Origin of the sequence: Parasedimentitalea denitrificans (assembly GCF_011813015.1) — a bacterium.
Lineage (GTDB): Bacteria > Pseudomonadota > Alphaproteobacteria > Rhodobacterales > Rhodobacteraceae > Parasedimentitalea > Parasedimentitalea denitrificans.
Genome location: NZ_QHLQ01000008.1, coordinates 64,349 through 79,894 on the forward strand (window position 1 = coordinate 64,349; position 15,546 = coordinate 79,894).

Annotated in this window: 10 protein-coding genes; 4 read left to right on the forward strand and 6 right to left on the reverse strand. The window is 56.1% G+C overall.

Annotated features, from left to right (window positions below):
* Both secD and yajC read right to left on the reverse strand, forming a co-directional pair.
* Nucleotides 1-1,662 (reverse strand): protein translocase subunit SecD, encoded by a 1,662-nt coding sequence (secD, locus tag DL239_RS09915; protein WP_167683854.1) that lies wholly within the window; start codon nucleotides 1,660-1,662, stop codon nucleotides 1-3.
* Between the two features lie 33 nt (nucleotides 1,663-1,695).
* Nucleotides 1,696-1,980 (reverse strand): preprotein translocase subunit YajC, encoded by a 285-nt coding sequence (gene yajC, locus DL239_RS09920; RefSeq protein ID WP_167683855.1) that lies wholly within the window; start codon nucleotides 1,978-1,980, stop codon nucleotides 1,696-1,698.
* Between the two features lie 190 nt (nucleotides 1,981-2,170).
* On the opposite strand from yajC, the gene DL239_RS09925 reads away from it, so the two are divergent.
* Together DL239_RS09925 and serS are read left to right on the forward strand one after the other, a co-directional pair.
* Nucleotides 2,171-3,814, forward strand: coding sequence for a mechanosensitive ion channel family protein (locus tag DL239_RS09925; RefSeq protein WP_167683856.1), 1,644 nt, complete (start codon nucleotides 2,171-2,173; stop codon nucleotides 3,812-3,814).
* Nucleotides 3,815-4,123: 309 nt separating this feature from the next.
* Nucleotides 4,124-5,416, forward strand: coding sequence for a serine--tRNA ligase (gene serS, locus DL239_RS09930; protein WP_167683857.1), 1,293 nt, complete (start codon nucleotides 4,124-4,126; stop codon nucleotides 5,414-5,416).
* An 82-nt stretch (nucleotides 5,417-5,498) separates the two neighbouring features.
* Here the strand turns inward: serS and DL239_RS09935 are convergent, their stop codons facing one another.
* The 4 genes from DL239_RS09935 to DL239_RS09950 form a co-directional block, all read right to left on the reverse strand.
* Nucleotides 5,499-6,452: a fatty acid desaturase gene (locus tag DL239_RS09935; protein ID WP_167683858.1), complete on the reverse strand. Its 954-nt coding sequence runs from the start codon at nucleotides 6,450-6,452 to the stop codon at nucleotides 5,499-5,501.
* 207 nt (nucleotides 6,453-6,659) lie between these two features.
* Nucleotides 6,660-8,126: a ribosome biogenesis GTPase Der gene (gene der / locus DL239_RS09940; RefSeq protein ID WP_167683859.1), complete on the reverse strand. Its 1,467-nt coding sequence runs from the start codon at nucleotides 8,124-8,126 to the stop codon at nucleotides 6,660-6,662.
* A 48-nt stretch (nucleotides 8,127-8,174) separates the two neighbouring features.
* Nucleotides 8,175-9,491 carry a PQQ-like beta-propeller repeat protein gene (locus DL239_RS09945; RefSeq protein ID WP_167683860.1) on the reverse strand — a complete coding sequence of 439 codons (1,317 nt, stop codon included), beginning with the start codon at nucleotides 9,489-9,491 and terminating at the stop codon, nucleotides 8,175-8,177.
* A 55-nt stretch (nucleotides 9,492-9,546) separates the two neighbouring features.
* Nucleotides 9,547-10,218, reverse strand: a complete 672-nt coding sequence (locus DL239_RS09950; protein ID WP_167683861.1) for a hypothetical protein — start codon at nucleotides 10,216-10,218, stop codon at nucleotides 9,547-9,549.
* A 284-nt stretch (nucleotides 10,219-10,502) separates the two neighbouring features.
* On the opposite strand from DL239_RS09950, the gene DL239_RS09955 reads away from it, so the two are divergent.
* Together DL239_RS09955 and DL239_RS09960 are read left to right on the forward strand one after the other, a co-directional pair.
* On the forward strand, nucleotides 10,503-11,750 hold the full coding sequence (locus DL239_RS09955) for an efflux RND transporter periplasmic adaptor subunit (RefSeq protein ID WP_167683995.1): 1,248 nt from the start codon (nucleotides 10,503-10,505) through the stop codon (nucleotides 11,748-11,750).
* Nucleotides 11,747-15,541 (forward strand): efflux RND transporter permease subunit, encoded by a 3,795-nt coding sequence (locus tag DL239_RS09960; RefSeq protein ID WP_167683862.1) that lies wholly within the window; start codon nucleotides 11,747-11,749, stop codon nucleotides 15,539-15,541. Before DL239_RS09955 ends, DL239_RS09960 begins: the two co-directional genes overlap by 4 nt.
* Nucleotides 15,542-15,546 lie beyond the last annotated feature (5 nt).

A 15,546-nucleotide genomic window follows, 5' to 3' on the forward strand; every position in this document is an offset into this window, starting at 1 on the left:
TTACACCTCGATCGTTTTTGGACGGCGGCGTTCAAACCACATGATAATCATCACACGGGTCACAAAGATCGCTGTGAACACTGAAGTCATAATGCCCAGTCCCAAAGTAATGGCAAAGCCACGCACCGGGCCGGAGCCCATGGCGAACAGGATTACAGCAGTGATGAATGTGGTCACGTTGGCATCCAGAATCGCGCTCAGCGCCTTGGAGTAGCCTTCCTCGATAGAGCGCGCCGGACCACGGCCCGCCTTTAGCTCTTCGCGGATACGTTCAAACACCAGCACGTTGGCATCCACCGCCATACCAACGGTCAACACGATACCAGCAATACCCGGCAGCGTCAGCGTGCCACCGATCAGGCTCAGCATGCCAAAGATCAGCGCAATGTTTAGGATCAGCGCGACATTAGCAAAGACACCAAACAACCCATAGCTCAGCATCATGAAGACCAGAACCGCAACGAAGGCAACGATCGTAGCGATCTTACCCGCATCGATGCTGTCTTGTCCCAACTCTGGGCCGATGGTCCGCTCTTCCAGAAACTCCAGCCCGGCAGGCAATGCACCTGCACGCAGCAGAACAGCCAAGTTGGTGCTTTCCTCGATGGTAAAGTTACCAGTGATAATGCCCGAACCACCCGGAATATGCGATTGGATCACAGGCGCCGAAACCACCTCGTCATCCAGAACGATAGCAAACGGAGAACCGATGTTTTCGGCTGTGTAGTCACCAAAACGACGTGCACCGGAGGTGTTGAAACGGAAGTTCACCGCCGGGCGACCGTTCTGGTCAAACGCTGGCTGCGCATCAACCAGATCTTCACCAGTAACAACAGGCGCGCTTTCAATAGTGAAATAAACACCTGGTTCATCCAGCGACGGAACAACCTTGTTGCCCACACCGGGGTTGGCATCCGCATCTGATCCACGGCTTACGACAGGGCTGAACGTCAGCTGAGCAGTGGTGCCAATGATCTTTTTCAATTCGGACGCGGAACCAATACCCGGCACCTGAATCAGAATACGATCAACGCCTTGGCGCTGAATGGTTGGCTCTCGTGTGCCAACCTCATCGATCCGACGACGCACAATTTCTAGCGACTGACGAACCGTACGATCATCCGAGGCCAGCCGTTCAGCGCCAGACAGTTGAATTGTCAGGATGTCGCCATCCGCTGACGCTTCGATGTCCATTGAACCCGCACCGGTCAGGCTGGTGACTGGGGTGGCAAGGCCACGCACCAATTCCAGCGCCCGGCTCATGCCTTCGGGCTTGGAAATTTTCAGAAGAATCTGATCATCCGGGCCCGGCTGACGGCGAAATGTTCCCAATGTGCTACGTTCGGGGCGCAATACGTCACGCACCTCTGGCCACATGGCATCCATGCGCGCAGCATAAACATCACCGACCTTTACCTCGGCCAGCAAATGCGCACCACCGCGCAGGTCCAGCCCAAGGTTCACCAGCGACGATGGCATCCAGGATGGCCACTGGTTTACAATTTCCAGCCGCTCGGGTGTTTCACCCTTTGCGACAATTTCGATGGCCGCATCGTTGGCCTGTTCGACACGCGTATAGAACGCATTTGGCAGGGCAAGCAGCAGGCCGGTCACACAGACCAGCCAAATCAGCACCCTCTTCCAGAGATCAATTTGCAGCATTGCCCTGCCTTTATTGTTATTTACGTCAGTGGCTTAAGCCGCAGGCTCGGTCTTGTTCAGAACCTGAGCGATGGTCGCTTTAATTACACGAACCTTGACGCCTTCAGCGATTTCAACTTCGATTTCGCCATCTTCCTTGACCTTGGCAACCTTGCCGATCAAACCGCCCTGCGTGATCACCTGATCACCACGACGCAGCGCATCAACCATCGATTTGTGCTCTTTCATCTTCTTCTGCTGTGGGCGGATCAACAGCATGTACATGATAGCAAAGATCAGAATAAGTGGCAGAAACTGGCCAAGTGCGCCTGCGTCCATTGGGGTATTCCTTTTGTTAAGGTCACGCCATAATCAGCGTAAAATTCGCTGGCGAACCTATGCGCTGAATACCAGCTTTGCAAGGTGACGCAGGCCTCCAAACCGCTGTAAAATAACCTGCCCCTATGTTCCGCTTGGGCTAGCCAAGTTTGATTTGGCGAATATAGTCGTTCTCAAGGGGATTTTATCAATGATGTCATTAGTTATACGCGTGCTTTCCTATTTCGGATTATGCCTTGCTCTGCTTACTCCACCCATTGCGCAGGCTCAGGCCAAGGCACCAGAAAACCAGCACACCGAAGAAACGGCCCCTGCGGATGACGGCGTTTTCCGCGCACCAGTCATCGTTGATGGGGTTGAACTGTTCTTGGTCCGTGGTTCAACCGCACTCCCCGGAACCGAGCGAGCAGAGATGGTTGCAAGCCGTATCGTTGCGGTCGCAGTATCCAACACATCGAAAACTGTTGATGTTACCTTCAACTCCGTCGAACTCGGCGAAGAGATTTTGGCAGATGGTGAAATGATCACCATCGTAACTGCTGAAGATGCGGATTTGGAACGGCTCAGTCCGGCGGTTTTGACCAAACTGCAAGGGGACGCCATTCGTCACGCAATCATTGCCTATCGCTCGGCAAGAACCAAGGAAGCCCGCGTGCATTCCATTGTTGTGGTTGCAGCGTGGACGTTAACCTTCATTGCACTTACAACCCTGATTTTTTGGCTTCGGCGTCGCCTCAAAACCCTAATCAACACTTTGGTTCAACGGCATTTTGCCTCGGTCGAAAGCGCCACCAATTCCCATGTCCAGGCAGATGCTATCGCCGCGCTGATCCGCTTCGGGGTCAATTTCGTACTGTTTTCGATCCTGTTCTTGGGCGTCTATTACTACCTGTCGCTCATCCTGCTTTCCTTTGCTGAAACGAGATATGTGGCGCAACTGCTGCTAACCTATGTCACCAAGCCAGTCCTGAATATCTTGGTTGGGTTCTTCCTCTACATCCCCAACTTGATCACCCTGGCCATCATCGCCTTTCTCACCTCCTACATCATCAAAGGCCTGCGGGTGTTCTTTGATGCTGTTGAGGCGGGAACTTTTGTGATTGGTGATTTTGAACGACACTGGGTCAATCCTACCTTCAACATCGTGCGTGGTGTGTTGATCCTGATCGCCATCGTCTTTGCCTTTCCCTATATGCCTGGATCAGACTCGGCTGCGTTTCAGGGGTTAACCCTACTGGTCGGCGCAATGCTTTCGCTGGGTGCCAATTCCGTAGTTAGCAATCTGCTGTCCGGCCTATTCGTCATCTATCGCCGCTCCACCAGCATCGGCGACCGCATCAAAATAGGCGAGCACACCGGCGATGTCGTGCAGATCAAACTGATGGAAACCCACCTGAAATCGATCAAGAACGAACTGATCTCGATCCCCAACGCACAGCTGTTGAACTCAGAAGTGATCAACTACTCCAAGAAAATCGACGGCAACGGCCTGCTGCTGCACACCACCGTCGGCATCGGGTATGAGGAAACCCCCGCCAAGATCGAGGCAATGCTAATTGAGGCCGCCCGCCGCACCAAAGACCTCAAGACCCGCCCAGCCCCATTCGTGCTCTGGGCCGGGCTGGCGGATTACGCGATCAACTACCAAATCAACGCCTACACCACCCGAGGCGCATCAATCCCGCGCATCAAGTCTGACTTGCACAAGCACATCGTCGCGGTATTCAACGAGAACAAAGTCCAGATCATGACCCCCAGCTACATCGCCGACACCGAAGAGCCAAAGATTGCCGAGAATGAGTGGGATGGGGAACTTGCTGGAGATAATGGCTAAGGTCATCATTCTCTGAACTTTCGCCCGGCGAAACGCCGGGCAGCGCCCGACCGCCCCCATGGGCGGGCGCTTCGCTTCCGCCCGCGGTCAGGCACTGCCCCAATGTCGCGCGAAATAGCAAAAGGTCTATTACGCCCAGTTCGCAACACTCGCCGCGCGCCCAGCTCACCCCATCTTAACGCCCCAGCTTTAGGTTCTGTGCCAAATTCCCTCACCCGATGCGTGAACCCTTCAGCTCCCCTTCCCCTTTGCCCCTTGCTGCGGCATATGATGAACCAGTGATTCAAAACCGTCCAAGGAGACGACCCAATGCATGACATCCGCGCGATCCGTGAAAACCCTGCCGATTTCGACGCCGCTCTGGCGCGGCGTGGGGATGCGGGCATGTCATCCGAGATCCTCGCTCTGGACGCCGCCCGCCGGGGTAAGATCCAGGCGGCTGAAACCGCTCAGGCCGAGCAGAAGAAAGCGTCTAAGGAAGTGGGCGCGGCCAAGGGTCGTGGCGATGACGCCGAATTTGAACGCCTGCGCGCGCTGGTGTCCGAAAAGAAAACCGAAATTGCGACCATGCAAAACGAGGCCAAAGAGCTGGACGCTCAGTTGACCGACATGCTGGCCCGCATCCCCAACTTGCCTGCCGCCGATGTGCCCGAAGGCGCGGACGAGGACGACAATGTCGAGGTCAGCCGCTGGGGTACCCCGGTTGATCTGCCTATTGCCGCGAAAGAGCACTTTGACATCACCGGCGTCACCGCCTCGATGGATTTTGGTACAGCCGCCAAAACATCGGGCAGCCGTTTTGTGATGCTCAAGGGCGCTGTGGCCCGTGTGCACCGCGCGCTCGGCCAGTTCATGATCGACACCCATGTGGACAAGAACGGCCTGACCGAGATCAACACACCCGTATTGGTGCGCGACGAGGCGATGTATGGCACAGATAAATTGCCCAAGTTCGCCGAAGACAGCTATCAGACCACCAATGGCTGGTGGCTGATTTCGACCTCGGAAATTCCTCTGACCTATTCGGTGGGTGAGGAAACTCTGGACGAAAGCGCCCTGCCCATCCGCATGACCGCGCATTCATTGTGTTTCCGGTCCGAGGCTGGTTCTGCCGGGCGCGACACATCCGGCATGCTGCGCCAGCACCAGTTCGAAAAGGTCGAAATGGTTTCGGTCACCCATCCGGACAAGTCGGATGACGAGCAAAAGCGCATGCTGCGCTGTGCCGAGGATATTCTGGAGCAGTTGGGCATCCCTTACCGTACCGTGATCCTGTGCACCGGCGACATGGGCTTTGGCGCCCGCCGCACCTATGACATCGAGGCTTGGCTCCCCGGTCAGAACGCCTACCGCGAGATCTCGTCTGTCTCGACCACAGGCGAGTTTCAGGCCCGCCGCATGAATGGCCGCTTCAAACCAACCGAGGGTGGCAAGCCCGAGTTTGTGCACACATTGAACGGATCTGGTCTTGCTGTTGGCCGCTGCCTGATTGCGGTGCTAGAGAATGGCCAGCAGGAAGATGGCTCGGTCAAACTGCCCGAGGTTCTGGCGCCATATCTAGGTGGCAAGCTGACACTGACCGCTGACGGCGTGTTGGCCTAAGAAAAACAGCCCGGCGATGCGCCGGGCAGACTAAACGCCTGGCCATCCATCTGGCAGGTCAGGCGTTATTGTAACCCATGGGTTACTTTGGAAACGGCACCAGCCGGTTCCGCTCTTCATCCCACAGCTTTAACCCCAAGGCCCGAACCGCCTCGGGGAATTTGATCCGCCGTGGCGCGACCTCGGGTGGTAGGCTGTGGTGGCATTCACGCAGCCGATACGACGGAATGCGCGCGTTTAGGTGATGCACATCATGCAGGGTGATCCCGGCCACCATCATGTCAAAGAACCAGCCAAAATCGAGACAGGACGACCCCTGAATAGCCGCCACATGCGGATCCAGATCAGGGCGGCGATCCCAATAGGTGTCCTCAAAATTATGTTGCAGATAGACCAGAAACACACCGATCATACCTCCCAGAAATGAGAACCCCAGCCAGATCCATAACCCTGTCATACCACCCAGCGCATATAGAATCCCAAGGAACACAAGAATCGACAAATTGTGCAACAACACGCCCGTGACACCAAACCGCGTCGTGTTCTTGGGCCAGCGATACCGGATGAAATAGGTGAATGCCGACCCTACCGGCACCAGCACAAACGGATTGCGATACAACCGATACATAAGCCGCTGCCAGAAACCTGCCTGCTGCCATTCAGCCAGAGTCATAGTGTTGATCTCACCCGTTTCGCGGTGCTCTAGGTTGCCAATATTAGCATGATGCAAGTTATGATTTTGCTTCATCACCTCAAACGGGGCAAAGGTGAAAGGCGACAAAACGTGCCCGGCCAGCTCATTCTGTGCACGGGTTTCAAATAGGGAATGGTGCCCAGTGTCATGCTGTAAAACGTACAACCTCACCGCCGAGAAGGCATGCACCACCCCGGCAGGCAGCATCAGATACCATTGATCTGCAAAGTGAATAGCCAGCCAGAGCGACAGAAAGTACACCGCAAAAGTTCCAAAATAGCTCAACGAAGCAAGCCGGTTATCCTTGTCGCAAAATTGGCGCGTATGTTCTCTTAGATCCATATAAAGGCCCATAAATGTGTTCTGTAACGCCCTGATGAAAAACCAAGGCATGGATAATTCAGTAAAAACCTAACGCCCTCTCGCACTAGAACAAGAGGTCAAACTGCTGAAATAGCAGTGTTGGGATTAAGCGTAGCGCAATACTTGAAAACAGAAAAGGCGGCCCATTTGGACCGCCTCAATTCTTGTAAGCTCAGATAGGCTGCACTAGCCCCGCTGAGGACCCTTTAGGTGTTTGCGCAGCTTGCTTGGCGGCGCTTTCTTGCGGCCCTTAAAGGGGTTCTTGTCATTCTGCGACCGCAGGGTCAGTCGAATGGGCGTGCCCGGCATGTCAAAACCTACGCGCAATCCGTTGACCAGATAGCGCTTATAGCTTTCCGGCATTTTGTCCGGGTGTGAACACATCACGACAAACCCTGGCGGGCGTGTTTTGGCCTGTGTCATATAGCGCAGCTTGATGCGTTTGCCCTGCGGCGCGGGCGGTGGGTGCTGTTCCAGCATGCCAACCAGCCAGCGGTTTAGGGCTGCGGTTGGGATTCGGCGATTCCAGACATCATGCGCCCGCATGATGGCCTCTTGCAGGCGATCCAACCCACGACCAGTTTTGGCCGAGACTGTAATCAACGGTGCGCCCTTTAGCTGGGGCAGCAACCGGGCAAAGGATTCTTTCAGCTCACGCAGCTTTTCCTGCTTGTTGTCCTCGATGTCCCACTTGTTGACAGCGACAATAACAGCCCGCCCCTCGCGTTCGGCCAAGTCAGCAATTCGCAGGTCTTGCTGTTCAAACGGAATGTCAGCATCCAGCAGAACAACAACCACCTCGGCGAACTTAACCGCGCGCAGACCATCCGAGACCGAAAGCTTCTCCAGCTTCTCCTGCACCTTGGCTTTCTTTCGCATACCAGCGGTATCAAAGATCCGCATCGGCACGCCGCCCCATTCGATCCGCAAGGAAATCGCATCGCGGGTGATCCCTGCCTCGGGACCAGTCAGCAGGCGCTCTTCACCCAGGATCTTGTTGATCAGGGTTGATTTACCAGCGTTGGGGCGCCCCACCACGGCAACCTGAAGCGGCTTGGCGTTGGTGGGCATCGGGACTGAATAGTCCTCTTCGTCGTCGCTGTCCTCGTCCAGATCAACGTCAACCTCGGGGGTGTCATCGACCGCATCTTTTTCGAACTGATCAGCCAGCGGCATGATCTGAGAATAGAGATCATTCAGACCTTCACCATGTTCGGCAGACAGGCGGATCGGCTCACCCAGCCCCAGCGCATAGGCTTCGATCACACCCGCATCAGCGGCGGCACCTTCGCCCTTGTTGGCAGCCAAAATGACGTGGGCAGATTTCTTACGCAGAATTTCAGCGAACATTTCGTCGGTTGGTGTCACGCCAACCCGTGCATCGATCATGAACAAGCAAATGTCTGCCATTTCAACCGCACGTTCTGTCAGGCGACGCATCCGGCCCTGCAGTGAGTCATCGGTCGCATCTTCCAGACCCGCAGAATCAACCACGGTAAAGCGAAGGTCGCCCAGCTTGGCCTCGCCTTCGCGCAGATCACGAGTCACGCCAGGCTGGTCATCGACCAAGGCCAGCTTTTTACCGACAAGACGGTTGAACAGGGTGGATTTGCCCACGTTCGGGCGGCCCACAATGGCGAGGGTGAAGGACATCAGATACACTTTCAGCGATTCAGATGCGCCCCATAGCGCATTCTGGCGTCAACGGAAAGCGTGCAATTCGCCTTTTGTCGATACCACGTACAAGGTTTTGCCTACGACGATGGGTGCTGTGGTTGCGCCACCGGGCACTTCGACCGTGCGTACTAGGCTGCCATTTTCGGGATTGAACAGACGCAATAGACCATCATTTGAGGCCACAACAACATTGCCACCCGCCAGCACCGGGCCATAGTGAGCCACAATCGCGCTGCGCTTTCCGGGCTTGTCTTTTAGGTAGCTGGGTAGCTTTACAGCCCAGATCACTTCGCCGGTGTTCGCATCCAGACGCAAAAGACGACCCAGATCGCTGACTTGGAACAAGCTGCCACCAACAGGCCATACCGGTCCTGTTGCGCCCTCACGCGCAGTCCAGATACGGCTGCCGTCTTCAAGGTCAAACGCCACCGTGCGTCCCGAATGGTTGCCGACATATGCGCGACGACCGACGACAACAGGTCCACCTGTGACATCACCAATACGGGCAGTGCTGTGTCCAACACGCTTGCCTGCAACAGAGGCGCTCCAGCGACGCAAGCCGCCGTTACGGAATGTCGCAGACAAATCGCCTGAACCAAAGGCAAAGATTGCCAAGTCAGACGTCAGGGCCGGCGCAGGGCCACCCAGTACGTTGGATGGGCTGGGTGTTGCTGCAATCTGCCAAGCGATCCGGCCATCCTTGGTGTTAATGGCCCATCCGGTGTCATCTCCGGCAACCAGATATACCAGCCCGTTGCCAACACTTGGTTGACCCGAACCTGTCGCTTCCAGCTTTTGACGCCAGATTTGTTTGCCGCTGGTTGCGTTCAACGCCGTCAACACGCCGTAGCCGGACGAGACGTATACAACACCCTCATGAAACGCGAGACCACCGCCCGTTGCACCACCGTCAGCCGAAGGCACTACATCAGTCGTCCACAGAACCTGCCCCGAGGGTGAGATCGCAGAAACCTGAACGCCGCTATCCAGCGTATAGATGCGGCCGTCGCCAACAACCGGTGTGGCCGTGATACGGTTGCGGCGTTCATCGCCTTTCCCAATCGAGGCTGACCAAATCCGCTGTGGCGCGGCACTTAGCGCCGGATGCGCTGTGCGATAGGCCTCAATCCCGTGGCTTTGCTGCCAGGCAGAATTGGCGCTTTGCTGTGGCAATGAAATCGCACGTGACTCGTTTACCAACCTGACGGAAGAACCCTCGCGAAGATGCTCGCGCTCGCCCTGTAGAATGACCTCGGGCTCTTTGCAGGCGGCCAAGGTCAGCAGCAAAGCGCCGCCAAGCAGGGTCAACCCTGCTCTAGAGGTATTAGTTGCTGACATCATGCCCTGCCCCGTCTTCCAATTCGTATACCCGCGTCATTTACTGCGCGGTGTTTCGTTACCCTTGCGTGGTAGCCGTTAAATCCAGAGATCCACCCAGGGCTACAATCACTTGGCGTGCACGATCTTGCAAGTCTGCACTGACTTCGGCGTCCTCGATGATGCCCCGCAAACGTGCAATAGCAGCTTCGCTATTGCCTTCAGCTATTTCGATCAGCGCCAGTTGCTCTTGTGCCAACAGTCGAAGCGGCGCACCAGGTTTCGCCAATGCTTCGTATTGGATCCGACGGTCCTGAGCCGACAGGCTTTCTTGCTGCAGACCCAGTGATTTGAATGCTGCAATGTCGCGATAGATTGGCGCTAGATCGCCATTGGTCGAAATTTCAGCCAGCAGTTTCACCGCGGCATCACCCTGATCAGAATTCGCAAGCGCACCCGCTTGCAACATCTTCAGAATGACATCACCGCCCGGTGTCTCGGCACTGATTGTTGCCAGGGCTTCGGCGCGCATGTCGGTCTCATTTTCCGCCAGCGCTGCAATCACCTCGTCGCCCAGCTTCTCGGCTGCTGCCGAAACTTTGGCCCGGTCATATTCACGATATGCAGCCCCGCCAACAATCGTGATTACGACAGCAGCGCCAATCCAGCCATATCGTTTCATCATCAGGAACAATCGGTCGCGGCGTACCTCTTCGGTTACCTCGTCGATAAAACTATCAGTATCGCTCATCAATTCGTCCCTGGTAGGCCCGGATTACGCCGGGGAATTCTCTCTCAATTCCCTCTCTTACCGTGCCTGAGAGAGCAAGCCAAGAGGGGCGTTTACCGGCCCGCTTGCTGAGGGTAGTCAAGAAATGCAATAATTTGTGTACTGAACTAATCGGTTTAGTCTGGACAATGTAGATTTCGTTCCTATGTCTATGCAGCCAACTGACCCCCTGTGGGATTTATTTACCCCATTGCGGGATAATCTAAGGGTCCATCCGGACCGACATTACTTGAAAAGGGCCTATGATGCGCTTGATTCCATTGCTGACCGCCATCGTGGTGACAGCCAGTCTTTATATGCTGGTGATTGAACGCGACGCGCTAATGGCGTTTGCACGCGGTGAAAACCCGCAAGAGTCGATCGAAATTTCAGATGACGCTGCGGAAATTTCTTCCGAGGCCATTGCGGAGGTTGCCGAGAACCGGATCGGTGTTGTTGCCCTTCGCAGCGAATCTCGTGCAATCGACAGTGCAGTCATCCTGCGAGGTCAGACACAGGCCGCCCGTCAGGTTGCGGTGCGCGCCGAAACATCCGCAACAGTCATCTCTGAGCCACTGCGCAAGGGTGCCCAGGTTAAAATGGGTGACCTGCTCTGCAGACTTGATACCGGGACCCGTCAAGCCGCAATGCTAGAGGCACAGGCCCGCCTGTCCGAAGCCCGCTCTCGCGTCCCCGAGGCCGAGGCTCGCTTGGACGAGGCTCGCGCCCGGTTGAAAGAAGCACAAATCAACAACAATGCCTCGCAGAAACTGTCCGAAGGCGGCTATGTCTCCGACACACGCCTTGCCGCGACGCAAGCATCCGAGCGTGCAGCAATCGCAGGTATCGCGGCGGCGGAAACCGGATTGCAGACTACCAGCGCTGGCATCGAATCCGCTGTGGCCGCCGTTGCAGCCGCCCAGAAAGAGATCGACCGGCTTACTATTACAGCCCCGTTTGACGGATTACTGGAAAGCGACTCGGCGGAATTGGGCAGTCTGATGCAGCCTGGCAGCCTCTGCGCCACTGTTATTCAACTCGACACCATCAAAGTTGTTGGTTTTGTTCCAGAAACTGAGGTCAACCGGATCCAGGTTGGCGCAATGGCCGGGGCTGAACTGGCCGCTGGTCAGCGTGTTCAGGGACAGGTTACCTTCCTGAGTCGTTCGGCTGATCCAACCACCCGCACTTTTGAGGTACAGATCACCGTTGATAACGCTGACCTGTCGATCCGTGATGGTCAAACCGCCGATATCGCCATCTCAGCCCCAGGTGAACGTGCGCACAAGCTGCCGCAATCCTCGCTTACACTGAACAATGAGGGTCAGCTGGGTGTTCGGGTGGTCAACGACGCTCAAATCGTCGCCTTCTACCCAGTCAAACTGGTGCGCGACGAGGCCGATGGCGTCTGGGTGTCGGGACTGCCCGAGCAAGCTGATGTCATTGTTGTCGGTCAGGACTTTGTCGTTGCCGGTGTCCCGGTCAAGCCGACATACCGTGAGGCTGCGCAATGATCGGACTAGTCAACTGGGCCGCCGAACGGGCCCGAATGGTCATAGCATTTATTATCATCTCCATTCTGGTGGGGGGCTTCGCCTATTCCAGCCTTCCTAAAGAGGGCGAGCCGGACATCGAAATTCCTGCCTTGTTCATTTCGGTCCCCTTCCCCGGCATTTCTGCCGTCGACGCCGAAAGCCTACTGGTCAAGGTGATGGAAACCGAATTGGCCGACCTTGACGGGTTGGACAAGATGAGCTCCACCGCAGCCGAAGGTTATGCCGGTGTCGCACTCGAATTTGATTTCGGCTGGGACAAAACCGCTGTCATCGCTGATGTGCGTGATGCGATGAACTCGGCTGCTGCTGATTTTCCCGATGGGGCCGAATCCTACACCATCAACGAAATCAACTTCTCTGAGTTCCCGATTGTCATCGTCAACCTGACAGGCGATGTGCCCGAACGGACCATGGCGCGCATTGCCAAGGATCTGCAGGACGATTTCGAATCGATTGATTCGGTACTGGAAGCCGGGATTGCCGGTAACCGCGACGAAATGGTCGAGGTTCTGATCGATCCATTGCGGCTAGAGGCGTATAACGTCACGGCGCTGGAACTGATCAATGTGGTGCGCAACAACAACCAGCTAATCGCGGCCGGCGAAGTTGAGACCGATCAGGGTACGTTTTCTGTTACCATCCCATCGTCGTTTCACGACGTCAGCGACATCTACACCCTGCCCGTCAAGATCAACGGCGACCGTGTGGTGACGCTGGGAGAGCTGGCTGAGATCAATTTCACCTTTGAAGACCGCAAAGGCACAGCCCGTTTTGATGGCGACAACACCGTTGCGCTGCAGGTGGTGAAACGCAAAGGGTTCAACCTGATCGACACTGTGGATCAGGTAAAGGCCACCCTTGCCGAGGCACAGGAAAACTGGCCCGAAGAACTGCAAGCCGCTGTTACTGTGGGCACCTCAAACGACCAAAGCCGTGTTGTTGGCTCTATGGTTCGCCAGCTGGAAGGCTCGGTTCTGACGGCTGTTGCACTGGTGATGATCGTGATCCTTGCCTCACTTGGTAGCCGCGCCGCGTTTCTGGTGGGCTTTGCCATTCCGACCTCGTTCCTGCTGTGCTTTGCCTTCCTTGCCCTGATGGGGATCACCATTTCAAACATGGTGATGTTTGGTCTGATCCTGGCCGTGGGGATGCTAGTGGACGGCGCGATTGTGGTGGTGGAATACGCTGACAAGCGCATCAAACAGGGCATCGGCCCAATGCACGCATATGTCGAGGCGGCACAGCGTATGTTCTGGCCTGTTGTTTCCTCAACTGCCACGACTCTTTGTGCTTTCCTGCCTATGCTGTTCTGGCCCGGCGTTCCGGGTGAGTTCATGAGCATGCTGCCGATCACACTGATCTTCGTTCTGTCAGCCTCTCTGCTGGTGGCCCTGATCTATCTGCCGGTCGTCGGTGGTGTATCGGGCCGGATGAGCCGGGTGTTTGAACACCTGTCAGACGGCTTGCGTGCTGTTTTGCCATGGTGGATCCGTGTTCCACTGGTGCCATTGCCAATGTACGGTATGTTTGTCGGCGCCATGCAGATGCTGAACCCGGATTACATCCTGCCCGAAGGCAGCACAGGTGTTGCACCGCTGCTGGCAGGCGCCCTGTTGTTGATCCTGTCCGCCTTTGCCGCCTCGGTGGTTTTGGGTGCCGCTGGGATTCAACGCCGTGAAAAAGCTATTGAGCCCGGGTATCACCACACGGGTTTCGGCTATTTCATCAAATTCATCGTCGGCAACCCTGTAATGCCAATCGTGACGGTTGGCGCGGTTGGGTTTGCCATTATGACCGTGTTCGGTGCCTTTAGCGAAAACAACAACGGTGTTGAGTTCTTTGTCGATACCGAGCCAGAGCAGGCCACTGTTTATGTGCGTGCTCGCGGCAATACTTCACTGGCTGAAAACGACTTGTTGGTTAAAGAAGTTGAAGAGGTCATTTCAGCCCACCCCGCCGTGATCAACGTCTTTGCCTTCGCTGGCGAAGGTGGTCTGGACACAGGTGGTCCCGGTGGCGGTCAGTCACCAGCGGACACGGTTGGCCAGGTTCAGTTCGAAATCATCGCCTGGGAAGATCGTCCAACGCAGTCTGAAGCCTGGTTCTTTGGCCTGCTGAACCGTCGCGTTACAGCCACCGACTTTGACGGCAAAACCGTGATCGCAGAGCTTGAAGCAGAGCTGGCAAAATTGCCTGGTTTCATTGCCGAGATGGCGGTACTGGAACAGGGGCCCGGTTCGGGAAAACCGATCCATCTACGTATCAAAGGTGATGGATGGGACGACCTGACAACAGCAACACTGGCGGCGCGGGCTCACTTTGAAGAAACCCCCGGCCTGATCCTGATCGAAGACAGCCTGCCCCTGCCCGGCATTGACTGGCAGATCAACGTAGACGTTGAAGAAGCTGGCCGATTTGGCGCGGATGTGGCAACCGTCGGTGCGATGGTTCAACTGGTAACCCGTGGTATCCTGCTGGACACCATGCGGGTCGACAGTTCGGATGAAGAGATCGAAATCCGGGTACGCCTGCCAGAGCAGGACCGGGTGCTGTCAACGCTCGACAACCTCAAACTGCGGACTGCAGACGGGTTGGTGCCTTTGTCAAACTTCATCACACGCCAGCCGGTTCCCAAACTGGCCGAAATCAGCCGCGTGGAACAGCAACGGTATTTTGATGTCAAAGCTGACGTCGCACCGGGCCTGCAAAAGCTGATTGGGGCTGATCCCGAAACGGGCGAAGACATGCGCTTGGGCTTGTTTGTTGCGGTAGCTGAAGGCGCCACTGCCAACGGCGACGTGTTTGATGGTCCGGGTGGCATCCAGCTAGAGCTGGTTCAGCTGACTGGCGCGACTTCGAATGAACAGTTGCATCAGGCGATCGAGGATGGCGCACGGTTCGCACCAGTGAATGCAAATGAGCGGATCGAGGTGCTGACCGAATGGCTCGACACCAATCCCCTGCCCTCGGCTGTTACCCACGAATGGACCGGTGACCAAGAGGAACAGGCTGAATCCGGTGCCTTCCTGATGAACGCCTTTGCCGGTGCGCTGGGACTGATGTTCGTGATCCTGCTGGCGCAGTTCAACTCGTTCTACAACTCGATCTTGGTGCTGCTGGCGGTGGTCTTGTCCACCACTGGTGTGCTGATCGGTATGATGGTGATGGGGCAGTCGTTCTCGATCATCATGACGGGTACGGGCATCGTGGCGCTGGCCGGGATTGTGGTGAACAACAACATTGTGTTGATCGACACCTATCAGGAATTCAGCCAGCGTATGCCCCGGATCGAGGCGATCATTCGCACTGCCGAGGCTCGGATTCGTCCGGTGCTGCTGACCACGATTACCACAATGGCCGGTCTGGCCCCGATGATGTTTGGCCTCAGCCTTGATTTCATCGAAGGTGGTTATTCCATCAACAGCCCGACCTCGCTGTGGTGGAAACAGCTGGCAACGGCTGTGGTCTTTGGTTTGGGTATTGCGACGATCCTGACGCTGGTTGTGACGCCATCGATGTTGGCAATCCGCATCTGGCTGGGCACCTACCTGTCCTGGATGGGCCGTCTGCTGGCGCGACTGACTGGTGGTCGCTCTAGCCGAATCGCCCAAGACATGCGTCTGGCCCGTAAGGCACGTAAAATGCCGACAACGGAAATTCAGTGGGGGTCAGTTTCCGAAGCCCCACCTGAGCCCAAGGTCGAAGAAACGGAAAAGCCTAGCGGCCCAACGCTTCAAGCCGCTGAATAAGCATA